The sequence below is a fragment of the Rhodovastum atsumiense genome (genome assembly GCF_937425535.1).
Taxonomy (GTDB): domain Bacteria; phylum Pseudomonadota; class Alphaproteobacteria; order Acetobacterales; family Acetobacteraceae; genus Rhodovastum; species Rhodovastum atsumiense.
Window position 1 is genome coordinate 5377567 of record NZ_OW485601.1, and the last position, 23759, is coordinate 5401325.

20 protein-coding genes and 1 tRNA gene are annotated in these 23759 nt (G+C 71.3%); 13 read left to right on the forward strand and 8 right to left on the reverse strand.

Annotation, left to right across the window (positions count from 1 at the left end):
- Window positions 1-109: 109 nt before the first annotated feature.
- From NBY65_RS24210 to NBY65_RS24220, 3 genes are read right to left on the reverse strand one after another with little or no spacing between them, the layout of a single operon-like run.
- On the reverse strand, window positions 110-571 hold the full coding sequence (locus NBY65_RS24210) for a cupin domain-containing protein (protein WP_150041623.1): 462 nt from the start codon (window positions 569-571) through the stop codon (window positions 110-112).
- Window positions 568-1668, reverse strand: coding sequence for a RuBisCO large subunit C-terminal-like domain-containing protein (locus NBY65_RS24215; RefSeq protein WP_150041624.1), 1101 nt, complete (start codon window positions 1666-1668; stop codon window positions 568-570). Before NBY65_RS24215 ends, NBY65_RS24210 begins: the two co-directional genes overlap by 4 nt.
- A gap of 57 nt (window positions 1669-1725) precedes the next feature.
- Window positions 1726-3549, reverse strand: coding sequence for an O-acetylhomoserine aminocarboxypropyltransferase (locus tag NBY65_RS24220; RefSeq protein ID WP_150041625.1), 1824 nt, complete (start codon window positions 3547-3549; stop codon window positions 1726-1728).
- 256 nt (window positions 3550-3805) lie between these two features.
- Here NBY65_RS24220 and NBY65_RS24230 point away from each other — a divergent pair, with 256 nt between their 5' ends.
- The 7 genes from NBY65_RS24230 (at window position 3806) to NBY65_RS24270 (ending at window position 13885) form a co-directional block, all read left to right on the forward strand.
- A complete protein-coding gene (locus tag NBY65_RS24230; protein WP_150041626.1) occupies window positions 3806-7021 on the forward strand; it encodes a PAS domain S-box protein in 3216 nt (1071 codons plus the stop codon).
- A 77-nt stretch (window positions 7022-7098) separates the two neighbouring features.
- Window positions 7099-8457: a replication-associated recombination protein A gene (locus NBY65_RS24235; RefSeq protein ID WP_150041627.1), complete on the forward strand. Its 1359-nt coding sequence runs from the start codon at window positions 7099-7101 to the stop codon at window positions 8455-8457.
- Window positions 8454-9470: an RluA family pseudouridine synthase gene (locus NBY65_RS24240; RefSeq protein ID WP_150041628.1), complete on the forward strand. Its 1017-nt coding sequence runs from the start codon at window positions 8454-8456 to the stop codon at window positions 9468-9470. Before NBY65_RS24235 ends, NBY65_RS24240 begins: the two co-directional genes overlap by 4 nt.
- A 358-nt stretch (window positions 9471-9828) precedes the next feature.
- The gene (locus NBY65_RS33920) at window positions 9829-12387 is read left to right on the forward strand and encodes an AsmA family protein (RefSeq protein WP_150041629.1); all 2559 of its coding nucleotides are present in this window, start codon (window positions 9829-9831) and stop codon (window positions 12385-12387) included.
- Window positions 12384-13088 (forward strand): ATP12 family chaperone protein, encoded by a 705-nt coding sequence (locus NBY65_RS24260; protein WP_150041630.1) that lies wholly within the window; start codon window positions 12384-12386, stop codon window positions 13086-13088. Before NBY65_RS33920 ends, NBY65_RS24260 begins: the two co-directional genes overlap by 4 nt.
- Window positions 13088-13363, forward strand: a complete 276-nt coding sequence (locus tag NBY65_RS24265) for an acylphosphatase (protein WP_150041631.1) — start codon at window positions 13088-13090, stop codon at window positions 13361-13363. Before NBY65_RS24260 ends, NBY65_RS24265 begins: the two co-directional genes overlap by 1 nt.
- Window positions 13364-13384: 21 nt before the next feature.
- Entirely contained in the window at window positions 13385-13885 is a 501-nt protein-coding gene (locus tag NBY65_RS24270) for a DedA family protein (protein ID WP_150041632.1), read from the forward strand.
- A gap of 104 nt (window positions 13886-13989) precedes the next feature.
- Here NBY65_RS24270 and lipB read toward each other — a convergent pair whose 3' ends face one another.
- Window positions 13990-14670, reverse strand: coding sequence for a lipoyl(octanoyl) transferase LipB (gene lipB, locus NBY65_RS24275; protein WP_150041633.1), 681 nt, complete (start codon window positions 14668-14670; stop codon window positions 13990-13992).
- Between the two features lie 28 nt (window positions 14671-14698).
- On the opposite strand from lipB, the gene NBY65_RS24280 reads away from it, so the two are divergent.
- The 5 genes from NBY65_RS24280 (at window position 14699) to pgmG (ending at window position 20194) form a co-directional block, all read left to right on the forward strand.
- A tRNA-Leu gene (locus tag NBY65_RS24280) sits at window positions 14699-14784 on the forward strand.
- Between the two features lie 116 nt (window positions 14785-14900).
- A complete protein-coding gene (locus NBY65_RS24285; RefSeq protein ID WP_150041634.1) occupies window positions 14901-17180 on the forward strand; it encodes an NADP-dependent malic enzyme in 2280 nt (759 codons plus the stop codon).
- 6 nt (window positions 17181-17186) lie between these two features.
- Window positions 17187-17639 carry a DnaJ domain-containing protein gene (locus tag NBY65_RS24290; RefSeq protein WP_150041635.1) on the forward strand — a complete coding sequence of 151 codons (453 nt, stop codon included), beginning with the start codon at window positions 17187-17189 and terminating at the stop codon, window positions 17637-17639.
- A 232-nt stretch (window positions 17640-17871) separates the two neighbouring features.
- Window positions 17872-18753 carry a UTP--glucose-1-phosphate uridylyltransferase GalU gene (gene galU, locus NBY65_RS24295; protein ID WP_150041710.1) on the forward strand — a complete coding sequence of 294 codons (882 nt, stop codon included), beginning with the start codon at window positions 17872-17874 and terminating at the stop codon, window positions 18751-18753.
- 31 nt (window positions 18754-18784) lie between these two features.
- Window positions 18785-20194: a phosphoglucomutase/phosphomannomutase PgmG gene (pgmG, locus tag NBY65_RS24300; protein ID WP_150041636.1), complete on the forward strand. Its 1410-nt coding sequence runs from the start codon at window positions 18785-18787 to the stop codon at window positions 20192-20194.
- A gap of 75 nt (window positions 20195-20269) precedes the next feature.
- Here pgmG and NBY65_RS24305 read toward each other — a convergent pair whose 3' ends face one another.
- Window positions 20270-20464, reverse strand: a complete 195-nt coding sequence (locus NBY65_RS24305) for a hypothetical protein (protein ID WP_150041637.1) — start codon at window positions 20462-20464, stop codon at window positions 20270-20272.
- A gap of 34 nt (window positions 20465-20498) precedes the next feature.
- Window positions 20499-20912: a DUF4112 domain-containing protein gene (locus NBY65_RS24310; RefSeq protein WP_150041638.1), complete on the reverse strand. Its 414-nt coding sequence runs from the start codon at window positions 20910-20912 to the stop codon at window positions 20499-20501.
- 222 nt (window positions 20913-21134) lie between these two features.
- Between NBY65_RS24310 and NBY65_RS24315 the strand changes: the two genes are divergently transcribed.
- Window positions 21135-21455, forward strand: a complete 321-nt coding sequence (locus NBY65_RS24315) for a gamma-glutamylcyclotransferase family protein (protein ID WP_250265736.1) — start codon at window positions 21135-21137, stop codon at window positions 21453-21455.
- 7 nt (window positions 21456-21462) lie between these two features.
- Here NBY65_RS24315 and NBY65_RS24320 read toward each other — a convergent pair whose 3' ends face one another.
- Window positions 21463-22815, reverse strand: a complete 1353-nt coding sequence (locus tag NBY65_RS24320) for an SEL1-like repeat protein (protein ID WP_239002846.1) — start codon at window positions 22813-22815, stop codon at window positions 21463-21465.
- A 360-nt stretch (window positions 22816-23175) separates the two neighbouring features.
- Window positions 23176-23751 carry a cob(I)yrinic acid a,c-diamide adenosyltransferase gene (locus tag NBY65_RS24325; RefSeq protein ID WP_150041641.1) on the reverse strand — a complete coding sequence of 192 codons (576 nt, stop codon included), beginning with the start codon at window positions 23749-23751 and terminating at the stop codon, window positions 23176-23178.
- Window positions 23752-23759: the final 8 nt, after the last annotated feature.

Consider the following 23759-nt stretch of genomic DNA (forward strand, 5'->3'; position numbering starts at 1 on the left):
ACCTCCACCAAGGGCTTCGCCCTTGGAACCCATTCCTTGCCGCGCAGCGCTTTTGGGGTGCAGGGGCCGTGTGGCCCCTGCCGGGTCCAGGGCAGCGCCCTGGCCTTCCTTACTTCCCGTCCAGGAACGCTGCCACCGCCGGATGCGCCCGCAACCCGGCAAGGTCCGCCTCGGTCGGCAGGCTCGGCCGGTCGCGTTCGCGGTTGACCATGCACAGGAAGCCCATCGGGGCCTCGGTGGTGGCGCGGAACTGGTGCCAGGTCCAGGGCGGAATGGTGACCAGGTCGAACGGCGCCACCTTGCGCACCTCGGTTCCCAGCAGGCAGGTGCCGTGGCCGCGCAGGATCATCACCCCGTGCATGTGCTCGTGGCGTTCCAGCGTGGAATACCCGCCCGCGTCCATCTCGAAGTAGCGCAGCTCGCAGGAGAGCGGGGCCTCGTCGAACAGGATCTGGCGGGAGATGGCGCGGAACGGGGCGCTGCCGTCTTCCTTGTAGGGCCGGTGCTCCACCTCGTCCCAGCGATAGCCGTCCCGGAAGGCGCGCAGGCGAGGGGGGATGGTCTCCGTCATGCGAAATACTCCACGACCGCGCGGTGGAAGACGGCGCCTTCCTCGGGGATGCGCTCGCGCGCCAGCAGCAGGCTGCCGCCGATCAGCAGCATCACGTCGCGACCGAAGAAGTCCAGCAGTTCCGGCACGCGGGCGAGTTCCATGCCGCCGGCGGGGGTGGGCACCGCCGCGCGCTGGCGCGGGTTCGGCGCCAGTGCCAGTTCGCTCAGGCGGCGGCAGGTCTCCTGGCTGAAGCCGAAGCGCCCGCCGTAATTGGCGAAGATCAGCGCGTCCGCCCCCCACAGCCGGAACAGCTTGCCGAACAGCAGCTCCGGCGCGATCTGCCCGCCGCCGGTCATCGAGGGATGCGCCAGGATCGCCATGTCCGGCCATTCCCGCGCGATCGCCTGCAGCGTCGCCACGCCCGAGAGCATCGGCGCCATCATCACCGTGTCGATGCCTTCCTCGCGGGCGAGGCGCAGCTGCGCCTGCATGCGGCCCCAGTCGCCGCACAGCATCGGCACGTAGCGGGTGGGATGGCCGGTCACCGCCGCCGCCTGCCGCACCGCGGCCGCGATCGCCGGCACGCGCTGCATGAAGGGCGAGAACGCCTGGTCGGCGTGGCTGTGGTCGTCCTTGATGTAATCCAGCCCGCCCAGCGCCAGCTTGTGCGCAAGCTTCGCCAGCCGGTCCACCGGCATGCCCTGCGGCTTGATCGCGGTGCAGGTCAGCGGCCGTGCGCCGGCGCCGACGCGCGCGCGCAGCCCTTCGATGCCGTGGCGCGGGCCGCCGAAGGCCGCTTCGAACTCCGGTGCGATCTCGACATCGACCAGCGACACGCAGGCATGCATGGAGCTGTTGCCGAGGATCATGTTCAGCATCTGGCCGGCATCCTCGCCGACCGTCTCGACGGCGAGGGCCACGCGCACCTCGAAAGCGCCGGGCGTCAACTCGCGGATGCCGGCGACCTGGCCGACGATCTCGGCCATGACGCGCTCGTCCTCGATCGCGGCCAGCGGCATCTCGACGCTCTGCTCGACGGCGATGCCGCGGGCGCGGGCCTCGATCTCGGAGGCGGGGCAGGTGACGTGGTAGGTGGTGTGGAAACGTGCGGACATGCGGCGGGCCTCCTCGCCCGTGCGATCGGATCTCAGGCGCGGGGCAGCGCGGAACGTCTAGCTGGACGCGGCGTCGCCGAGGCCGGCGAGCGCCATGTCGAGGTCACGGATCAGGTCGTCCACCGCCTCCAGCCCGACCGAGAGCCGGATCACGTCCGGCCCCGCCCCGGCGGCGAGGCGCTGCTCGTCGGAGAGCTGGCGGTGGGTGGTGGACGCAGGGTGCAGGATCAGGCTGCGGGTGTCGCCGACATTGGCCAGGTGCGAGAACAGGCGCACGCTTTCCACCAGCCGGATGCCGGCCTCGTAGCCGCCCTTGACGCCGAAGGTGAACACCGATCCGGCGCCCTTCGGCATGTATTTGCGGGCGAGCGCGTTGAAGGGGCTGTCGGCGAGCCCGGCATAGGACACCCAGGCCACCCGGTCATGTGCCTCGAGGAAGTCGGCCACCTTGCGGGCATTGGCGACGTGCCGCTCCATGCGGATGTGCAGGGTCTCGATGCCGGTGAGGGTGAGGAAGGCGTTCATCGGCGCGAGCGTCGGGCCGAAATCGCGCAGCGCCACCGCGCGCGCCTTGGTGGTGAAGGCGAAGTCGCCGAAATTCTCGAAGAAGTTCAGCCCGTGATAGGCGGGCTCCGGTCCGGCGAGCGAGGGGAAGCGGCCATTGCCCCAGTCGAAGCGCCCGGATTCCACCACCACGCCGCCGAGCGAGTTGCCATGGCCGGCCAGGAACTTGGTGGTGGAATGGCAGACGATGTCCGCGCCCCATTCGATCGGGCGGCACAGGAAGGGCGAGGCCAGGGTGTTGTCCACCACCAGCGGGATGCCGGCTTCGTGCGCGATCTTCGCCACCGCTTCGATGTCGACGATGATGCCGCCGGGATTGGCCAGGCTCTCGACGAAGATCGCCTTGCATTTCGGTGTCAGCGCCCGGCGGAAATTCTCCGGGTCGGTCGCATCGACGAAATGGCAGGTCCAGCCCAGCTTCGGGAAGGACAGGCCGAACTGGGTCAGCGACCCGCCATACAGGTTGCGCGAGGCGAGGAACTCGTCGCCGGGTTCCAGCAAGGTGAAGAAGGTCAGGAACTGCGCGGCATGCCCCGAGGCCGCCGCCACCGCCGCCCGCCCGCCTTCCAGTGCCGCCACCCGTTCCTCCAGCACCGAGACGGTGGGGTTCGACACACGGGTGTACAAGTGGCCGAAGCTGTGCAGGTTGAACAGCGAGGCCGCCTGGTCGACGTCGTCGAAGACGTAGCTGGTGGTCTGGTAGATGGGGGTGATGCGCGCGCCGGTGGTCGGATCGGGGGCGGCGCCGGCGTGGATGGCGCGGGTCTCGAAGGCGTAGTCCAGGTTGCGCGGCGGATGCGGGCGGTTGCTGGCGGCGCGCGCGGTCGGCGGTTCCGGGGCGCGGTTGCGGATCAGGCCGGTGTTCACCCCCGACCAGGACAGTTCGCCCCCGAGTCGGCCGTATTCGATCTTCGGGCAGCGGTTCATCACCACCTCCAGCCCGGCCGCCTCGGCGCGGGAAGCGGCTTCGTCGTGGCGGATGCCGAGCTGCATCCACACCACCCCGGCGCCGATGGCGATGGCATCCTCGACGATTCCCGGCACCGCCTCGGCGGCGCGGAAGACGTCGACCATGTCCACCTTGTCGGGGATGTCGCGCAGCGAGGCGTACACCGTCTCGCCCTGCAGGTGCTGGCCGGCGAGGCCCGGGTTGACCGGGATCACCCGGTAGCCTTTCTCCTGCAGGTATTTCATGACGAAGTAGCTCGGCCGGTTCCAGTTGGCCGAGGCGCCCACCAGGGCGATCGTGCGCACGCGCTGCAGGATGCCGCGCAGCTTGGCATCGGGATAGGCGATCGGCGCGAGGCTGCTGCTCATGACGGCGGTTCCGGAACGGGGTGAGAAAGCTGCGGATATCGCACGCGGCCCGCGGGCCGCAACCCATGGGCAGGGCCGGGCAGGGGCGCGCGGGACGGGGGAGCGATGGCGATGCAAAGCATTTGAGAGCAATCAACTGCGTATTTATATTTTAATCCATAATCTTGACTTGCCGTGGTTTGTGCGGAGATTGGTCGGGCTGCAGATTTCATCTGCATTGGCGGCAGAACGCCATGACCCTCGTGGACAGAACGGCATGGCCCTCGTGGACGGCGAACCGACCCGTGGACCGGAAGATAATCCCCGCGATCCGCGAGGGGGGGCGGCTGATCTGGTTGGCGATGGCCGGGGGCGCACGCGCTATATCGCCGGAGTGGCTTTCGCCTATGCCGGGTTAGCCGCGGCGTGGCTGCTGTTTTCCAATCGGCTGCTGATGGAAGTCGGGAATCCCGCCCTGGTGGCCTGGCTGGCGGCCGCCCAGGATGGGGTTTTCGTCGTGGTCAGCAGCGTGCTGGTGGCGCTGGCGCTGCGCGGGGTGCCGTCGCAACCGCCGCCGGCGCACCGGCAGGCGATGCGCCGGCGGGCGATGCGTCGGCCCTGGGCGTTGCTGGGTGCCTTCGCCCTGGTAACGCTGATCGTCTCGGCGATGGCGCTGCTTGTCTATCACGCCGCCCTGACCTCGCTGCAGCGGAACGCGGTGCGCCAGGTGCAGGCGGTGGCCCGCCTCAAGGCGACGGGGGTGGAGAACTGGATGGTCGAGCGGCGGGCGGAGGCCGCGGCACTCGGCGACGACCCGTTCCTGGCGGCGATCGTGGCGCGCGGACCCGACCGGATGGATACCGGGCAGGCCGGCATGCTGGCGCGGGCGCTGGCCGGGCTGGGCGCGGTAAAGGGGGTGCGTGGCGCCGCCCTGCTGTCCGCCACGGGCGGGTTCCTGCTCGGCACCAGCCTCCTGCCGGACGATCCGGCGCTGCAGGCGGCGGTGCGCGCGGCGGTGCGCACGCGGCGGGTCACGCTGCTCGACCTGCACCGCGACGCCGACGGATCCCTTCACTTCGGCTATGTCGCGCCGATCCGGCCGGGCCAGGATGGCGGGGCGTCCGCGGACGCGGTGGTGTTGCTCGACCTCGATCCCGCCGGCTTCCTGTTCCCCTACCTGCAGACTTGGCCCCTGCCTGGCCGGACCGGCCAGAGCCTGCTGTGGCGATCGGAGGGAGGGGCGCGGGTGCTGCTGAGCCAGCCCCGCGGCGAGGCTGACCAGTTTGGATTGCGCTGGGCGCCTTCCTCGGACGGACGGGGCGGCGGGCGCCCTGTCCCGGCCGAGGAGGACGGGCGGATGCATCCGGATTTCCGTGGCGTCCCGGTGATCGCTGCCGATGCCACGGTGGCGGGCACGCCCTGGCTGGTGGTGGCGCAGCAGGACGACGCGGAGACGCTGCCCGACCTGCGCCGCCTGGTCGGCGTCATCGTCCTGGTGGCGCTGGCGATCCTGGCGGCCTCGCTCGGTGCGGTGGCGGTGCTTTGGCAGCGCCAGCGCCTGCGCATGGCCTTCGCCGAGATCGAACGTGGCCGGGCGCTGATGGCTGCCGAGACCCGGTTCCGCGCCACCTTCGAGCAGGCGGCGGTGGGCATCGCCCATGTCGGGCTGAACGGCCGCATCCTGCGTGCCAACCGGCGGATGGCCGAGACGGTGGGGCAGGCGCCCGAGCACCTGCCGGGCCTGGTGCTGGCCGAGATGATCGGGCCGGATGATCCCGCCGCCGCCTCGCTGCTGCCGCTGATGGCGGCGGGCCGCGCCGGATCCTGCACCTACGAGCGGCGGCTTGAAGGCCCGGAGGGTTGTATTTCCGAACTGCTGGTCACGGTCTCGCTGGTGCGGGCGGCCGAGGCCGAGCCGGATTACTTCGTGGTGGTGACGCAGGACGTGACCGCCCGCAAGCAGGCCGAGGCGGCCTTGCGCCGTTCGGAGCAGCGGTTCCGCAAGATCTTCGATGCGAGCCCGCTTGGCATCGCCATCCTGGCCGGGCCGGAGCGGCGGATCGAGCAGGCCAACCGGGCCATGCGGGCGATGCTCGGCTATGCGGCGGCGGAGATGGTCGGGCGGCCGGCCAGCCAGTTGCTGCCGGCCGGTGATCCTGTGGGCTCCGCCGCCCATCCCCCGGACACGTTCGCCGCAGGCAGTGGCCCGGGGGCCGTGGACCGGTGCGTGGTGACGAAATCCGGGCGCGCCATCTGGATCCGCATCTCCCGTGCCCGCTTCGACGAGCCCGGCGATCCGTCGCCGTCGTCGTCGCTGCTGCTGGTGGTCGAGGACGTGACCGAGCGGCGGGCGCTGGAGGCGGCCCTGCGCCAGGCGCAGCGGCTGGAGGCAGTGAGCCAGCTCACCGGCGGCGTGGCCCACGACTTCAACAACCTGCTCAACGTCATCATGCTGGAAGCCGAGGCGCTGGGCGGCTTGCCGGAAGGCGATCCACCGACGCTGCGGCCGGCGTCGGAGATCCTGAACGCGGCGCAGCGCGGCGCCGAGCTGACCCGCCGGCTGCTCGCCTTCGCCCGCCAGCAGCCCTTGCGCGCGCAGATGATCGACCTCGTCACCCTGCTGCCCGACGTGGCGGAACTGCTGCGGCGCACGCTCGGGGGCAATATCGAGGTCGGGCTCGTGGTCGCGGCGGGGCTGTGGCCGACCGAGGCGGACGCCTCGCAACTGCAGGACGCGTTGCTCAATCTCGCGATCAATGCCCGCGATGCCATGCCGCAGGGCGGGCGGCTGGACATCGCCGCGACGAATGCGCGGCTCGATGCGCTGGCGGCGCGCGCGGCCGAGCTGGCGCCGGGGGACTATGTCGCGCTGTCGGTAGCCGATACCGGCAGCGGCATGGCGCCGGAGGTGCTGGAACGGGCCATGGAGCCGTTCTTCACCACCAAGCCGCCCGGAGCGGGAACCGGGCTTGGCCTGTCGATGATCTACGGCTTCGTGCGCCAGTCCGGCGGGCAGCTCGAGCTGGCCAGCGCGCCGGGGCAGGGGACCACGGTGCGGCTGTTGCTGCCGCGCGCCGCGGCCGGGGTGACGGCACTGGCATCGACGGCGGAGGGGCAGGCCATGCCGCCGCCGTCGGGGCGCGGCCACATCCTGCTGGTGGACGACAACGCGGCGCTGCGCCAGGTGCTCACCCGCCAGTTGACGGCGCTCGGCTACCAGGTCCACCCGGCCGGCAGCGGCATGGCGGCGCTGGCGGTGCTGCGCGGCGGGGCGCGTTTCGACCTGCTGTTCACCGACGAGGTGATGCCGGAGGGCATGAGCGGCAGTGCCCTCGCCGCCGTGGCGCGCGAGATCCAGCCCGGGCTGAAGGTGCTGTTCACCAGCGGCTTCCTCCATCTGGCCGAGGGGCTCGCCGACCGCCACCCTGTCCTGCCCAAGCCCTATCGACTCGCCGACCTCGCCGCCAAGCTGCGGGACGCCATGGCCGCCTGAACCCGGCATCGCTTGCATTTTCCGCTGCCGTGCCGCCCTCTGGGCGGGCCATCGCCCCGCTTGCATTGGAGAAGGGGATGTCCCCGCCTGCCCGACACCAGTCCCCGCCCGGCGGCCTGCTTCCCGACGGCCCGCCCCCTGGCGGCGAGCCGCCATCGCCGCTCGCCGCGCGGTTGCGGCCGCGCCGGCTGGAGGAGGTGGTCGGCCAGGACCATCTGCTGGCCCCGGCGGAGGCGGGCGGCGGAGGCGGGACGCTGACGCGCATGCTGGCGCGCGGCTCGCTGGCTTCGCTGATCCTGTGGGGGCCGCCGGGGGTGGGCAAGACCACCATCGCCCGCCTGATCGCCGAGCGGGCCGGGCTGCATTTCGTGCAGCTCTCGGCGGTGTTCTCCGGGGTGGCGGATCTCAAGCGCGCCTTCGAGGAAGCGACGCGGCGGCGCGAGGCCGGCGCGGGCACGCTGCTGTTCGTCGACGAGATCCACCGTTTCAACCGCGCCCAGCAGGACGGCTTCCTGCCCGTGGTGGAGAACGGCGTGGTCACGCTGGTCGGCGCCACCACCGAGAACCCATCCTTCGCGCTGAACGGAGCGCTGCTGTCGCGCTGCCAGGTGCTGGTGCTGCGCCGGCTGGATGACGCCGCGCTGGAACTGCTGCTCGGCCGCGCCGAGGCGGAGGCTGGCCGCGCCCTGCCGTTGCAGCCGGAGGCGCGGGCGGCGCTGCGGGCCATGGCCGATGGCGACGGCCGCTACCTGCTGAACCTGGCCGAGCAATTGCTGGCGCTGCCGCCCGACCAGCCGCCGCTCGATCCGCCGGGGCTGTCGGCGCTGCTGGCGCGCCGGGCCGCGCTGTACGACAAGGACCGGGAAGAACACTACAACCTGATCTCGGCCTTGCATAAATCGTTGCGCGGCTCGGATCCGGACGCAGCTCTGTACTGGTATGCGCGCATGCTGGCCGGCGGCGAGGACCCGCGCTTCATCGCCCGTCGGCTGGTGCGCTTCGCCGTGGAGGATATCGGCCTCGCCGATCCCACCGCGCTGCCGCAGGCGCTGGCCGCCTGGGAGGCCTATGAGCGGCTCGGCAGCCCGGAGGGGGAACTGGCGATCGCGCAGGCGGTGCTCTACCTGGGCACCGCGCCGAAATCGAATGCCGCCTATGTGGCGTTCGGCGCGGCGCAGCGGGCGGCGCGGGCCACCGGCAGCCTGATGCCGCCGATGCATATCCTGAACGCGCCGACGCGGCTGATGAAGGACCTCGGCTACAGCGCCGGCTATGCCTATGACCACCAGCAGGAGGACGCGTTCTCCGGCCAGGATTATTTCCCGGACGGCATGGCGCGGCAGGAATTCTACCATCCGCGCGAGCGCGGATTCGAGCGCGAGGTGGCAAAGCGGCTGGCCTATTGGGCGCGGCTGCGGCAGGAGAGGCGATCATGACCATCGCCACCCGCACCGTCACCGAGGACGAGGCCGATATCCGCCTCGACCGCTGGTTCCGTCGCCACTACCCCGGCACCACCCAGGGCGTGATCCAGAAGCTTTGTCGCACCGGCCAGGTGCGCGTCGATGGCCGCCGCGCCGAGCCGGCCTCGCGCCTTGCCCCCGGCCAGACCGTGCGGGTGCCGCCGCTGCCGGTGGCGGCCCCGCCGAAGCCCGCGCCCGCCGCGCCCGACCCGAAGGTCGCGCGCGAGCTGGAGGCGATGGTGCTGTGGCAGGACGAGCAGCTCATCGTGCTGAACAAGCCGTCCGGCCTCGCCACCCAGGGCGGCCCGGGTATCACCCGCCACCTCGACCAGATGCTGGAAGCGCTGCGCCCGCCCGGCGGCGACAAGCCCCGGCTGGTGCACAGGCTGGACCGCGACACCTCCGGCGTGCTGGTGGTGGCGCGCACCGCCGGCGTGGCGGCGAAGCTCGCCGCCGCCTTCCGCGGCCGCGACGTGGAAAAGGTCTATTGGGCGGTGGTGGCCGGCCGGCCGGTGCCGGTGGAGGGGCGAATCGACCATCCGCTGACTCGCTCGGAGGACCTGCGCGCCGGGCGCATCGCCCTGGCGGAACCGGACGATCCCGATGCCGCGCGGGCTGTCACCGATTACCGCACGCTCGACCATGCCGGGCGCAAGCTCGCCTGGCTGGAGCTGCGGCCGCTGACCGGGCGCACTCACCAGCTCCGCGTGCATTGCACGGCGCTCGGCGCGCCGATCCTGGGCGACGTCGCCTATGGCCCGCCGCGTGGGCCGGCCGATCCGGACCGGGCGGGGGAGAACACCGCGCTGGTCGAGGGGCTGGAGGCGCGGCTGCACCTGCATGCGCGCCGGCTGGTGCTGCCGCATCCCGCCGGGGGGCGGCTGGTGGTGGAGGCCGAGCTGCCGCCGCACATGCAAGCGACGTTCCGCACGCTCGGCTTCACCGCCCCGCCGCCGGCTCCGCCGCAGGCGCCGCGGCGCAGGTGAGGTGCGTGCGTCCGGGAAAAGGCGTATAGCGTCTCCCTGAAACCGCGCCGCCGGCCGTGACCGGAGCGCGCGGCCCTGTTCCACGCCACCGAGACGATGCACCACGCTGTCCTTCCCGATCGTTTCGCCCAGCCGTTCGTGGTGCTGGCGGGCCGGCCGGGCGGGGCGGGCCAGCGCGTCCCGGCGGCGCGGAGCCGGCCTCGTGCCGTTCCCCACGCGTCCCGGCCGGACCGGCGAATGCCGCCGTGACCGGCCAACGGCTTCACCTGGGCGTCAAGGCCAGGCATCCCCGCCGGCGGTGACGCCTCCGTCCCCGCACGTTACTGTCCCTCTGCTTCCGCTCGGAACCGTTCCCGCAATGCCCCCCCGTCGCCGTCACAGGCATTCCCGCCTTTTCCCCATCCTGTTCCTGACCGTGCTGGCGCTGCTCTTGCTGCTGGTGCTGGCCGGGGCAGGGGTGCTGCTTTTCGTCGACCCCAATGCCTGGCGGCCGCGCATCGAGGCCGAGGTGCAACGCGCCACCGGCCGGGCGCTGCAACTGGGACAGTTGCGGCTGGTGCCGGCGCTGTCGCCGACGCTGGAAGCCGAGGATGTCCGGCTGGCCAACATGCCGGGCGGCTCGCGGCCGGAGATGCTGACGGTGGCGCAGGCGGAGGTGAAGCTGGCGCTGCTGCCGCTGCTCACCGGCCGCATCGAGGTGGCGCGGCTGCAACTGGTCCGTCCCGACATCCTGCTGGAAACCGACGCCGACGGGCGCCCGAACTGGCGCTTCGGCCCCACCGCGGAGAAGTCCGCCGCGGACAAGGCCGGGGACGCCGGCGCTCCGCCCGCCGCCGCGCCGGCCGCTTCCCCCGGGAGCGGGCCGGACCTGCTGGTGCGCTCGCTGCGGCTGGAGGACGGGCAGGTCACCTGGCGGGACGGCGCGACCGGCCGCGCCACCGTGCTGGCGGTGAAGCTGCTGAAGGCCGGTGCCGCCGGCGTCGGGGCGCCGGTCACGGCGAGCGCCGAGGGCAGGTTGGGTGACCAGCCACTGGTGCTGACCGCCGAGACCGGCCCGCTGGCGCGGCTGCTCGATCCCGTCGCGAGCGATCCCTGGCCGGTGGCGGCGACGCTGGAGATCCCGGGGGCACGGCTCGGCGTGACCGGCACGGTGACGCGGCCGCTGCAGGGGCGCGGCTATGCGCTGACGGTGGAAGGCGCGGCGGTGAACCTGTCGGCGCTGGAGGGCCTGCTCGGCCGGCCGCTGCCGCCGCTGCGCCAGGTCGCGGTGGCGGCCCGGGTCGAGGATGCCGGCACCGACATCCCGCGCATCAGCGGCATCGCCGTCCGCGCCGGCGAATCGGCGCTGGACGGATTCATCCCCGGCCTGCAGCTCTCGCGCATGGAGCTGTCGGCGGCGCGGCTGGAGGAACCGGTGCGGGCCGATGTCGAGGGCAGCCTGCGCGGCACGCGGCTGCGCGTCTCGGCCACGCTGGGCGCCCCGACGATGCTGCTGGCGGCGGCGGGCCCGTTCCCGATCGAGCTGGCGGCCGAGGCGGCGGGGGCCACGCTGGTGGCCAAGGGCGGGCTGGCGGCGCCGCTGGCCTTGTCCGGGCTCGACCTGGGCGTGACCGCCCGCATTCCCGATGTCGCCGCGCTGGCGCCGCTGGCCGGGCAGGCGCTGCCGGCGCTGCGGCAGGTAACGATGGATGCGCGGCTGCGTGACGGCAGCGGCGGGCTCGCCCGCGGCATCGCGGTGCGGGGCCTCGCCCTGACCGCGCCGCAGGCCGACCTGTCGGGCGAGGCCGAACTGAGCTTCGGCGACCGTCCGGCGGTGCAGGCGAATCTGACCTCGCGCCGGATCGACGCCGACGCGATCCTGGGGGCGTTGCCGGCCGGGGCCGGCGCGGAGGCGGCGCCGCAGGCGACTCCGCCGGCCGATCCGCCGGCCCCGGCCGCTTCACGGCCGGCGCGGCTGATCCCGGCGACGAAGCTGCCTTTCGCGGCGCTGGACCGGCTGGATGCCGACCTGCGCTTCGCGGTGGCCGAGTTGCGGGCCGGCGGCGTGCTCACCCGCGACCTGTCCGGGCATGCGGTGCTGCGCGAGGGAACGCTCGCGGTCGATCCGGTGACCGGCACGCTGCCGGGCGGGCGGCTGGAGCTGGCGCTGACCGCCGGGGGGCGGCAGAGCCCGCCGCCGGTGGCGCTGACCCTGCGGGCGCCGGGGATGTCGCTCGGGCCATTGCTGGCGGCCTTCGGGCTGCCGCAGGATATGGGCGGCACGGCCGAGCTGGATGCCGATCTGCGCGGGGCGGGCGAGACGCCGCAGGCGATCGCGGCGACGCTGAGCGGACGGCTCGGCGTGGCGATGGTCGATGCCGGGCTGGACAACCAGGTGCTCGGCCTGGTGCTGGGTGAGGTATTGCGCGCGGCGAAGCTGCCGGCGGAGGTGCTTGCCCCGGGCGGGGTGGGACAGGTGACGCTGCGCTGCCTCGCGGTGCGGGCCGACGCCGATTCGGGGCTGGTGCAGGTCGGGCCGCTGGTGGTGGATGCCGGGCGGTTGCTGGTACAGGGGGCGGGCACGGTGAATCTGCGGGATGAAGGGCTGGCGCTGCGGCTGCGGCCGATGCTGCGGGCCGGCACTTCAGTGGTGGTGCCGGTGCGTGTCGGCGGGACCTTGCTCGAGCCGAAATTCGGGCCTGATCCCGGCGGGACGGCAGGGGCGCTGGCCGGATTCGCCGCGGGGATGATCGCGGGGCGCAATCCGCAACTGGGAGCGTTGCTGGGCGAGCGGGGCGGCGATGCCTGCGGCCCGGCGCTGGCGGCGGCGCGCGGCGGGCGGGCCGGGGCCGAGCCGAAGACCGCGCCGCCGCAGGCCGGGCCGCTGGCGCCGCGCCTGCCCAAGCCGGCCGATCTGCTGCGGCAGTTGACCCGATGAAGCGGTTCTGGGACCGGGCCGGGGTCGAGGCGGAGGACGGGCAGTTCCGGGTGGTGCTGGACGGGCGGCCGGTGCGGCTGCCTGGCGGGGCCTCGCTGCTGGTGCCCTCGCGGGCGCTGGCCGAGGCGCTGGCGGCGGAATGGCAGCTTGCCGGCGGGGCGCGTGGCGGGGAAATGGGCTGGACCGATGTGCCGCTGACCCGGCTGGCCGGCACGGCGCAGGAGCGCATCGCGCCCGATCCGGAACCGGTGGTGCTGGAAATCGCCCGCTACGGCGAGACCGACCTGCTGTGCTATCGTGCCGATCGGCCGGAGAGCCTGGTGCGGCGCCAGCAGGAAAACTGGCAGCCCTGGTTGGACTGGACCGAGCGCACATATGGCGCGAGGCTGCGGGTGACCGCGGGGGTGGTGCACGTGGCGCAGGAGCCGCAGGCGCTGGCGGCGCTGGCGCAGGCGGTGGCGGCGCATGATCCCTGGGGGCTGGCGGCGCTGGGCATCGCGGTGCCGGCGCTGGGCAGCCTGGTGCTGGGGCTGGCGCTCGCCGCCTTCCGCCTCGATGCGGCCACGGCGCATGATCTGGCTGGCCTGGACGAGACGTTCCAGGAAGAATTGTGGGGACGGGACAACGAGGCGGCGCAGCGCCGCCGGCAGGTGGGAGAGGAGGTCGCCTTGGCGGGTCGTTTCCTGGAACTGTCGCGCTGATGGCCGCGAAGCGCCTGGTCATTTCCGGTCGTGTGCAAGGGGTGGGGTTCCGTCACTGGATCACCCGTGAGGCGGGCCGGCTCGGGGTTTCGGGCTGGGTGCGCAACCGCCGCGACGGCCGAGTCGAGGTGCTGGTCGACGGCGACACGGCGAGCGTCGAGGAATTGCTGCGCCTGTGCCGGCTCGGTCCGCGGCTGGCCGAGGTGACGGAGATCGTCGAGGAACTGGTCGATACCTGTCCCGATCCCGGTTTCCGCTCGCTGCCGACCATCTGAGATGGAGGCTGGGGCGCGCTGATGGACGCGTTGGTGGCATTCGTGCAGGCGAATGCCGAATGGGCGGCGCCGATCGGGTTCCTGATCGGGTTCTTCAAGGCGCTGGCCTTCGTGTCGCTGGTGGTGCCTGGCCTGACCATCCTGGTGGCGATCGGGGCCCTGGTCGGGGCCTCCGACATCGCGTTCGTGCCGGTCTGGTTGGGGGTGAGTTGCGGCGCGGCGCTCGGCGACTGGGCGAGTTACGTGATCGGCTATCGCCTGAAGGACCGGGCGCGCGACATATGGCCGCTCAGCCGCAGGCCGGAGCTGCTGCCGCGGGCCGAGCGCTTCTTCGCGCGCTGGGGCACGATGAGCGTGGTGTTGTGCCGGTTTTTCAGTCCGATGCGGGCCACGGTGCCGTTGCTGGCGGGGATGTGCGAGATGCGGTTCTGGCCGTTCCAGATCGCCAACTGGGTGTCGGCGTTGTTGTGGGCCGGGGTCATGCTGGGTCCCGGCACGATGCTCGCGGACTGGCTTAGATAGAAGGGATCCAAGGGCCTGTGGCCCGTCACGCGCCAGCGTGCCTGCGCACGACATGGAGGTCCAGGAGGCAAAGCCTCCTGGTGGGTCCGGGGCAACGCCCCGGATCAGCTGCCGAACACTTCCTTCCATGCTCCGATCAGCGCCGAATCGGCTTCGGCCATGGTGGCGGGGATGCCGAGGGCGTGCAGGCTGGTCACGCCGTGTTCGCGGATGCCGCAGGGCACGATGCCGCCGAAGTGTGACAGGTCCGGTTCGACGTTCAGGGCGATGCCATGCCAGCTCACCCATCGGGTGACGCGCACGCCGATGGCAGCGATCTTGGCTTCGGTGCCGGCGCTGTGGTCGGCCACCCAGATGCCGACGCGGCCGTCGCGTCGTTCTCCCCGGACGTTGAACCGATCCAGCGCGCGGATCAGCCATTCTTCCAGGGCATTCACATACGCGCGTACATCACGTGCCGGCACGCTGCCATGGGGGCGGGCGAGGTCGAGCATGACATAGGCCACCCGCTGGCCGGGCCCGTGATAGGTCCATTGCCCGCCGCGGCCGGCGTCGTAGGTGGGGAAGCGGTCCGGATCCTGCAGGTCGGCGCGGGAAGCCGAGGTCCCGGCGGTATAGAGCGGCGGGTGTTCGACCAGCCAGACCAGTTCGCCGGCGGTGCCCGCCCGAATCGCGTTTACTCGGGTACGCATCGTGTCCAAGGCAAGGGGGTAAGGGGTGAGCTGATCGCTGACCCGCCATTCCGCAGAAATCGTCACGTCGTCCATTGATGCCGTCTGGTTCATCCGCTATATCCCCGCGCCTCTACCACGTGCGGTCGTGGCGGAATGGTAGACGCGCAAGCTTGAGGTGCTTGTGGGGGAAACCCCGTGGAAGTTCGAGTCTTCTCGACCGCACCATCTCCCTGCTCCCGGCAGGGTGTGAACCGCGCCCGCTCCGGGCGCAACACCCCCCCCGGTTGCTTCGCCATTCCGTTGCGCCGATCCTGTAAGAGAACGGCCCAGGGGACATGGCGATGGACGAGGATTTCCGGAAGGCGGCGCTGGATTATCACCGGCTTCCGCGGCCGGGAAAGCTGCAGGTCGAACCCACCAAGCGGATGGCGAGCCAGCGCGACCTGGCGCTGGCTTATTCGCCCGGCGTGGCCGCTGCCTGCCAGGAAATCGCCGCCGATCCCGACACGGCCCATGACTACACCGCCCGCGGCAACCTGGTCGCGGTGATCTCCAACGGCACGGCCGTGCTCGGGCTGGGCAATATCGGCCCGCTCGCCGGCAAGCCGGTGATGGAGGGCAAGGCGGTCCTGTTCAAGAAATTCGCCGGCATCGACGTGTTCGACATCGAGGTCGCCGAGACCGACCCCGATCGCTTCGTCGATGTGGTCGCGGCGCTGGAACCGACCTTCGGCGCGATCAACCTGGAAGACATCAAGGCCCCCGAGTGCTTCGAGATCGAGGCGAAGCTGCGGGCGCGGATGGCGATCCCGGTGTTCCACGACGACCAGCACGGCACGGCCATCACCGTCGCGGCGGCGGTGCGCAATGGGCTGGTGCTGCAGGGCAAGCGGCTGGAGGAGGTGCGACTGGTCACCTCCGGCGCCGGCGCCGCCGCCATGGCCTGCGTCGACCTGCTGGTGGCAATGGGGCTGCGTCCGGAGCACGTCACCCTGACCGACATCAAGGGCGTGGTGCATGCCGGGCGCAACGACCTCACCCCGCGCATGCGCTTCTATGCACGCGACACCGGAGCGCAAAGCCTGGAAGACGTGCTGGAGGGGGCGGACGTGTTCCTGGGCCTCTCGGCGCCGCGCGTGCTGAAGCCGGAATGGCTTGGCCGGTTCGCGCCGAAGCCGCTGATCCTGGCGCTGGCGAATCCGGAGCCGGAGATCCTGCCGGAGGCGGTGCGCGCGGCACGGCCGGACGCCATCGTCGCCACCGGCCGCAGCGACTATCCCAACCAGGTCAACAACGTCCTCTGCTTCCCCTTCATCTTCCGCGGCGCGCTCGATTCGGGGGCGACCACCATCAACGAAGCGATGAAGCTCGCCGCGGTCGAGGCGATCGCCGAGCTGGCGCGCGTCGAGGCATCGGAAGTGGTGGCGGCCGCCTATGGTGATGCGCCGGTGTTCGGGCCGGAGTACATCATCCCCAAGCCGTTCGATCCACGGCTGATCCTGCAGATCGCGCCGGCGGTGGCGCGGGCGGCGATGGAGTCGGGGGTGGCGCGCCGGCCGATCGCCGATTTCGCCGCCTACCAGCGCGAGCTGGAGCGCTTCGTGTTCCGCTCCGGCCAGTTGATGCGCCCGGTGTTCGAGCGCGCCAAGACCCGCCCGGCCCGGGTGGTCTATGCCGAGGGCGAGGACGAGCGGGTGCTGCGGGCGGTGCAGACGCTGGTGGACGACGACATGGCCCGACCGATCCTGATCGGCCGGCGCAGCGTGATCGCCCAGCGCGTGCGTGAGCTGGGGTTGCGCATGGACCTCGACCAGAGCGTGCGGGTGCTGGACCCGGCCGGGGACGATGCGATCTTCGCGCCGCTGATCGCCGAGTACCAGCGGCTGGTGGCGCGCCGCGGGGTGCCGCCGGAATCGGCGCGGCGGCGGCTGCGCACCCGCCCGACGGTGGCGGCCAGCATGTTGCTGCATGCCGGCATGGCGGATGCCGCCATCTGCGGCGGCAGCGGCGACTGGTGGCGGCACATGCAGTACGTGATGCAGGTGATCCCGAAGCGGCCGGACGCAACCCGCATCTACGCGTTGTCCTGCCTGATCCTGCCGGCGGGTGTGATCTTCATCTGTGACACCCATATGAACATCGACCCGAACGCGGAGCAGGTCGCCGAGATGACGTTGATGGCCGCCGACGCGGTGCGTGCCTTCGGGCTCTCGCCCAAGGCGGCGCTGTTGTCGCATTCCAGCTTCGGGGCTTCCAAGGCGCCGGGCGCGCGCAAGATGCGCGAGGCGCTGGCGCTGGTGCGCGAACGGGCACCCGAGCTGGAGGTGGATGGCGAGATGCATGCCGACGCGGCGCTGTCCGAGGCGATTCGCCAGCGGCTGGTGCCGGAGTCGCGGCTGCGCGGCGCTGCCAACCTGCTGGTGATGCCCGGAGTCGATGCCGCCAACATCGCCTTCAACCTGCTGAAGGCGGCGGGCGACGGTCTGCCGGTCGGGCCGTTGCTGCTGGGCATGTCACGGCCGGTGCACGTGGTGCCGCCGAGCGTGACCGCGCGCGGCATCCTCAACGTCAGCGCGCTGGCGGCCCTGGAATCGCAGGCGGCCCGCGCCGGAGCGTCCTGACCCGCCATGGTGTTCCTGCTGCTCGGCCTGATCGCGTTGCTGGTGTTCATGGGGGCGCTTGGCGCGTTCTCGCGGGCGCAGGTGGCCAGCATCAAGCAGTTGCTGATCTGGGTTGCCGCGATCGGCGGGCTGTTGCTGTCCGTGCTGCTGCTGTTCACCCGCGGGCCGGCCGGGCTCACCGTGCTGCTGCTGCTCGGCCCGCTGCTGTGGAGCTGGGTGGGGGAGGACTGGCTGCGCCAGCGGCGCTCCGCCGCTCGGGGCGGCCCGGCCGGGCGGACCGTCGGCGGGGCGATGAGCCGGCAGGAAGCCTATGCCGTGCTCGGCCTCGCCCCGGGGGCAAGCGATGCGGAGATCCGGGCCGCGCACCGGCGGTTGATGCGCGCGGCGCATCCCGATTCGGGGGGATCGGACTGGCTGGCCTCGCGCATCAACCAGGCCCGGGACGTGCTGCTGGGATAAGGCCGGGCGAGAGGCGAAGAGTGCCCCCGCTTTCTTTCGTTGCTGGTCCGTTCCGTGCGTGCAACCGAAACCCCCGTGCCGACGAAACGTTGTGCGTTGCGACGAAGCGGGCTATGGCGCACCGCCCTTGCTTGCGAGCCAGGCTGGCGCGCGGCATCGGGGGATGCCACAATTCGGCCCTGCCGGCGTGCTCGGGTCGCCGAAGATGGAAAACCTGTCTGAGGATGCTCCGCTGATGAAACCCCTGCGCAAGGCCGTCCTTCCCGTCGCGGGCCTGGGTACGCGCTTCCTGCCCGCCACCAAGGCGATGGCCAAGGAGATGCTGCCGGTCGTCGACAAGCCGCTGATCCAGTACGCGGTCGAGGAGGCGCGGGCGGCGGGCATCGAGCAGTTCTGCATGGTGACCGGCCGCGGCAAGACCGCGCTGGTCGAGCATTTCGACATCGCCTACGAGCTCGAGGCGACGCTGCGCGAGCGCGGCAAGACGGCCGAGCTGGAGGCGTTGAAGGAACAGCAGCTCCCGCCGGGCTCGATCGCCACGGTGCGTCAGCAGGAGCCGCTCGGGCTCGGCCACGCCATCTGGTGCGCGCGCGCCTTCATCGGCGACGATCCCTTCGCCATCCTGCTGCCCGACGACCTGGTGCTGGCCGAGACGCCCTGCACCAAGCAGCTCGCCGACGCCTATTACCAGACCGGCGGCTGCGTGGTGGCGGTGACCGAGGTGCCGCACGACCAGACCAACCGCTACGGCATCCTCGATGTCGCCTCCGACGACGGCAGGCTGGTCGAGGTGAAGGGGCTGGTCGAAAAGCCGAAACCCGAGGTGGCGCCTTCCAACCTGTCGATCATCGGCCGCTACGTGCTGCTGCCGCAGGTGCTGGAACACCTCTCGCGCATGGAGCGCGGCGCCGGCAACGAGGTGCAGCTGACCGACGCCATGGCCAAGCTGATCGGCCACGTGCCCTTCCACGGGCTGCGCTACGAAGGCCGGCGCTTCGATTGCGGCGACAAGGCCGGTTTCCTGGAAGCCCAGATCGCCTTCGCGCTGAAGCGCCCCGATCTCGGCCCGGCCGTGCGCGCCTTCCTGAAGAACTACGTCAGCGAAATCGCCTGACCTTTTCCATTCCCGCGAGCGAGGCATCCGCATGAGCTTCATACATTGCTTCGACCCGACCGTGCTCCGCGAGTACGACATCCGCGGCATCGTCGGCCGGACGCTGCATGAGGCCGATGCCTTCGCGATTGGCCGCTGCTTCGGCACCATGGTGGCGCGCAGCGGCGGGACCACCGTGGCCGTCGGCTATGACGGCCGCGTCTCCTCGCCGCTGCTGGAGCCGCAGCTGGTGGCGGGGCTGAAGGCGAGCGGGATCGAGGTGATCCGCATCGGCCGCGGCCCCACCCCGATGCTGTATTTCGCCGCGGCGACGCTGGAGACGGGCGGGGCCATCATGGTCACCGGCAGCCACAACCCGCCCGACTACAACGGCTTCAAGATGATGCTGGGCGGCAAGCCGTTCTACGGGGCGCAGATCGCGGCGATCGGCAGCATGGCGGCGTCCGGCGACGTGGTCGAGGAAGCCGAGGGCAAGGAACGCAGCGTCGACATCGTGCCGCAATATATCGCCCGGTTGGTCTCCGACTGGGACGGCGGCGACCGCACGCTGAACGTGGTGTGGGACAACGGCAACGGCGCCGCCGGCGAGGTGCTGCAGCGACTGGTCGGCTCGCTGCCGGGCAGCCATGTCGTGCTGTTCCCCGAGATCGACGGGACCTTCCCCAACCACCATCCCGACCCGACCGTGCCGAAGAACCTCGTGCAACTGATCGCCGAGGTGCGCCGGCGTGGCGCCGATATCGGCATCGCCTTCGACGGCGACGCCGACCGCATCGGCGTGGTGGACGACAGCGGCGAGGTAATGTTCGGTGACCAGTTGCTGGTGGTGCTGGCGCGCGACGTGCTGAAGCAGCATCCCGGCGCCACCGTCATCGCCGACGTCAAGGCGAGCCAGGTGCTGTTCGACGAGATCGCCAAGGCCGGCGGTCAGCCGCTGATGTTCAAGACCGGACACAGCCTGATCAAGGCGAAGATGGCCGAGATCGGCTGCCCGCTGGCCGGCGAGATGTCCGGGCACATCTTCTTCGCCGACCACTGGTACGGCTTCGACGACGCGCTGTACGCGGCGATCCGGCTGCTGGGCATCATCGCCCGCGGCGAGAGCACCCTCTCATCCGTGCGTGCCGCCCTGCCGCAGGTGATCAACACACCCGAGCTGCGCTTCGACTGCGACGATCGCCGCAAGTTCGAGGTGATCCGCGAGGTCGCCGCGCGGCTGAAGGCGGAGGGCGCGAAGCTGTCGGACATTGACGGCGTGCGCGTGCAGACGCCGGACGGGTGGTGGCTGCTGCGGGCTTCCAATACCCAGGCGGTGCTGGTGGCACGGGCCGAGGCGTCGAGCCCGGAAGGGCTGGAACGGCTGAAGGCGGCGCTGGTGGGTCAACTGACGCAGTCGGGCGTGGCGGCACCGGATTTCTCGGGCGAGAACGCCGGGCACTGAAAGGCCAGGGCTTCGCCCTGGACCCAGCAGGGGCCACACGGCCCCTGCACCCCAGGTGCGCTGCGCGGCACGGGATCAATCGTCGCGCCGCAGCAGCAGCGTGATCAGCACGGCCGCGAGGCCGAGCGTGACCACGACGCCCAGCACCATGGCGATGACGCCGTTGGTGCCGATCTGCGTCTCGCCGGCCAGGTTCCATCCGGTGACCATGTACCAGAGGGCGAAGGCCAGCAGCAGGACAGCCGGCAGAATCAGAAGCAGCGTGCGCATGATGCACTGAAACTTTGCTTCGTGCCGGCGGGTTTCAGATCGTCCCGCGCCAGTGATGGCGCGTCGCGCGGCCGTCGAGATGGCGAGCCAGCAGCGCCACGTTGCGGCGGTTGGCGCGCCAGAACACGTCCAGGACATTGCCGGCCACGGGCACGGCGCTGACCACCGAATCGAAGGCGATGTTGCCCAGCATACGCAGCAGCAAGGTCACGGGCACGCCCAGCCGCCAGGCCTCGCGCAGCAGCCAGGCCGAAAGCAGGGTGCTCGCCAGGTTGCCGATGCCCGGCACCAGGCCGAGCGCCGCATCGGCGCCGACCCGGATGCCGGTGCCCGGCACGCGCACCGCGCTGTCGAGGAACGTCGCGAACCGGTCGAGTCGCTCGAGCGTGGCACGATCGGACGACACGGAGGAGAACGGCGCGCTGCCGCGCCAGGTGGCCTGGGTCATGTGAACCCTCCAGACGTGAGGATGCTGTCCTCGCAGGTGAAGGGCTCCGACATCGCGGTCGCATCAAGCCGCCAGAGGGTCCCGGAGCCGCCCAGGACCTGGGATGGCATCCGGCGTGGTTCAAGCCGCGGATGTTCAACGACGGCGACATTTTCCAGGGGCGGTGCCACGGCGCGAATCGGGCGGTTGACGATGGGGCCACGTCGGGGCTGGGATCGCGGCATGCGCCTGTTCCTCTATGGCACCCTGGTTGATCCGCGGCGTCTGGCGGGGTTCGCCGGACGGGCTCTGCCGCGCCTGCCTGCGCGGTTGCCGGGCTGGCGGCGGGTGGCCCTGCCGGGCGGACGCTGGCCGAGCCTGCGGCGCGGGCCGGGGGAGGTGGAAGGGGTGGTGGTGACGGTGGACGCGGCGACGCTCCGCCGCCTGACGGCCTATGAGGGGCCGGCCTATCGCCTCGTGCGGCTTTGGGTGCGCACGGCGCGCGGCGGCCTGCCCGCCTATGCCTGGATCGCCCCGGGAACGACGCGCCGGCCCTGGCCGTGAGCCCGGATCAGCGGCCGCGCGATCCGCCGCGCCCCGGTTCGGATCGCCAGCTTTCCTCGGCGGTGCGGCGTACGCGGGCGGCTTCGCCCGGGTCGGCCGGCTTGATCCTGCCCGCGTCGAGATGCGCGGCCAGTTCGCGGGCGGCCTCGGCGTCCCCGAGGGCGGTGGCCCGGCGCATCCAGGTTCCCGCCTCGGTCGCCAGCTTCGCCGCCAGCGCGACGTTCGCCACCAGGCGGAGATCCGCCGCCTTGCCGGAGCGGGCGATCTCGGACAGCACTTCCTTGCCGCGCGCGACGATGACCGCGTCGCGCGAGGTCAGCATCAACTGCGCGGTTTCCGCCTTGTTCTTGGCCGAGGGGCCTATCCGCAGGGCGTTCTCGTAATCCCGGCGGGCCACCCGTTCCTCGCCCTTGCGGGCGGTCAGTACCGGATAGATGTCGCGCAGATAGGCATAGCGGCGGGCCGCGGCGGCATTGCCGTCCCGGGCGGCCTCGTTGTACCACCCGCTGGCCTTGGTGATGTTGCGGCCGACCCCGAGCCCTTCCTCGTAGCATTTGCCGGTCTGGTGCTTCGCCCGGGTGACCCCGAGCAGGGCCGCCTTCTCGAAATAAAGGAACGCCGTCGTCGGATGTTCCCGCACGCCGACGCCCTGGGCGTGGCAGAAGCCCAGCCACAGCGTGCCCTCGGGATGCCCCGCGGCGGCGGCGATGGAAAGGGCGGCAAAGATTTCGTCGCTGTCGCCATCGCCCCACAGCAGATGGCCCAGTTCGAAAGCTGCCTTGGGTCGTCCGGCGGCGGTGGCGGCGCGCAGCAGTTCCAGCGTCTCGGTGCGATGGCCGCCGCTGGTCGCCAGCATGACCCCCAGGCGCTCGGCCGCTTCCGGGGATCCGGCCGTGGCGGCGACCCGCAGCCAGTGTTCGCTTTGCTTCGGATCGGCGGGGACACCCCGGCCCGACCGCATGGCCTCTGCCCAGGCCAGCATGCCTTCGGTGTCACCGGCCTCGGCCGCGGTCCGGTACCACTGCGCTGCCCGGGCGTGATCCACGGGCACGAGGTTGCCGGCGGTCAGCATCGCCCCGGCGGCAAGCATCGCACTGACGATCCCCCCTGCGGCCGCGATCTCGAAATGCGTCAGGGCGCCTTCCGGATCCGGCGGTCCGCCCAGCCCGTCGCGCAGCATGACGCCGGCCTGCTCCGCCGCCGTCAGCTTGCCTTCGGCGGCCAGGGTCAGGGCGAGACGCCGTGCGGCGATCTGGCCAAGCGAGGTCGCGTGTCCGTTCAGGCCAGGCCCATGCGAACCTGCCGCGCCGTTCGTGTGGGGCCGGGGGGAAGGCGGGGGCGCGTCGGCACGGCTTTGCATCACGGGCAGCAACTCTCTTGGTCGTGCAAACAGTAGTTGGCTTTTCCCTCGCCTCCGGGGGGCCGCCCGCGGGGACTGCCGGGGATGAATACACGCGCAGGGTGAGAAATGCACGGCTTTGTTCAGCCGAAAATCTTGATTGTCAGATGTCACGTTTAAAATAAAAACCAAATCATATTGCAATATTTCTACGATTTCGATTTATATATCATCCCGGACTGGTGGCGTTTTCGGATATATGAATACCAACATCACGACGATGATTTGTCATGATCCCGAATTCGGGTGAATATTCGGTCGTGGTCGACCGGTTGCCGACGGGTCCCGCGACGGGCTCAACGCCGCGGGACCGAGGCCGATTCAGCGGATGCCGCGTGGCGCCCAAAGGTCGTCGCCGTTCCCGTTGTCGTTCAGCCGCCGTGCCAGGACGAACAGGAAATCGGACAGCCGGTTGAGGTAGCGCAGGATTTCGGGATTGACCGGCTCGGCGTGCGCCAGCGACACCACTCGCCGTTCCGCCCGCCTTGCCACGGCGCGGGCGAAATGCGCCAGTGCCGCCGCCTGCGTGCCGCCCGCCAGGATGAAATTGGCCAGTCGCGGCATCGCCGCGTCCATCGCCGCCAGCTCCTGCTCGATGCGCAGCAACGGCGCCTCCGTCACCGCCAGCGCGGCATCCTGCCCGGCCACGCCGTGCAGGTCGGCGCAGACATGGAACAGGTCGACCTGCACACGCCGCAGCATCGCCGCGACCTCCGCGTCCTCCGTCGCGCCGGCGCGCAGCATGCCGAGGATCGTGCCCAGCTCGTCGATCGCGCCGCAGGCTTCGACGCGGGCGGCGTCCTTCGGCACCCGTGCGCCGCCGCCGACCGAGGTTTCCCCACCATCGCCGCGGCGGGTCACCACCCGCGTCCCCCGCGCCGTTGCTTCTTCCGCCATGAGAGATT

Bases quoted from the DNA above. Each gene is read 5' to 3' on its own strand.
- NBY65_RS24305 (WP_150041637.1), bottom strand. From the start codon at position 20,464: ATGCGCACGCTGCTTCTGATTCTGCCGGCTGTCCTGCTGCTGGCCTTC.
- NBY65_RS24290 (WP_150041635.1), top strand. From the start codon at position 17,187: ATGGTGTTCCTGCTGCTCGGCCTGATCGCGTTGCTGGTGTTCATGGGG.
- NBY65_RS24215 (WP_150041624.1), bottom strand. From the start codon at position 1,668: ATGTCCGCACGTTTCCACACCACCTACCACGTCACCTGCCCCGCCTCC.
- NBY65_RS24240 (WP_150041628.1), top strand. From the start codon at position 8,454: ATGACCATCGCCACCCGCACCGTCACCGAGGACGAGGCCGATATCCGC.
- NBY65_RS24285 (WP_150041634.1), top strand. From the start codon at position 14,901: ATGGACGAGGATTTCCGGAAGGCGGCGCTGGATTATCACCGGCTTCCG.
- NBY65_RS24235 (WP_150041627.1), top strand. From the start codon at position 7,099: ATGTCCCCGCCTGCCCGACACCAGTCCCCGCCCGGCGGCCTGCTTCCC.
- NBY65_RS33920 (WP_150041629.1), top strand. From the start codon at position 9,829: ATGCCCCCCCGTCGCCGTCACAGGCATTCCCGCCTTTTCCCCATCCTG.
- pgmG (WP_150041636.1), top strand. From the start codon at position 18,785: ATGAGCTTCATACATTGCTTCGACCCGACCGTGCTCCGCGAGTACGAC.
- NBY65_RS24325 (WP_150041641.1), bottom strand. From the start codon at position 23,751: ATGGCGGAAGAAGCAACGGCGCGGGGGACGCGGGTGGTGACCCGCCGC.
- NBY65_RS24270 (WP_150041632.1), top strand. From the start codon at position 13,385: ATGGACGCGTTGGTGGCATTCGTGCAGGCGAATGCCGAATGGGCGGCG.
- NBY65_RS24210 (WP_150041623.1), bottom strand. From the start codon at position 571: ATGACGGAGACCATCCCCCCTCGCCTGCGCGCCTTCCGGGACGGCTAT.
- NBY65_RS24310 (WP_150041638.1), bottom strand. From the start codon at position 20,912: ATGACCCAGGCCACCTGGCGCGGCAGCGCGCCGTTCTCCTCCGTGTCG.
- NBY65_RS24320 (WP_239002846.1), bottom strand. From the start codon at position 22,815: ATGCAAAGCCGTGCCGACGCGCCCCCGCCTTCCCCCCGGCCCCACACG.
- NBY65_RS24220 (WP_150041625.1), bottom strand. From the start codon at position 3,549: ATGAGCAGCAGCCTCGCGCCGATCGCCTATCCCGATGCCAAGCTGCGC.
- NBY65_RS24265 (WP_150041631.1), top strand. From the start codon at position 13,088: ATGGCCGCGAAGCGCCTGGTCATTTCCGGTCGTGTGCAAGGGGTGGGG.
- NBY65_RS24260 (WP_150041630.1), top strand. From the start codon at position 12,384: ATGAAGCGGTTCTGGGACCGGGCCGGGGTCGAGGCGGAGGACGGGCAG.
- lipB (WP_150041633.1), bottom strand. From the start codon at position 14,670: ATGAACCAGACGGCATCAATGGACGACGTGACGATTTCTGCGGAATGG.
- NBY65_RS24230 (WP_150041626.1), top strand. From the start codon at position 3,806: ATGGCCCTCGTGGACGGCGAACCGACCCGTGGACCGGAAGATAATCCC.
- NBY65_RS24315 (WP_250265736.1), top strand. From the start codon at position 21,135: ATGCGCCTGTTCCTCTATGGCACCCTGGTTGATCCGCGGCGTCTGGCG.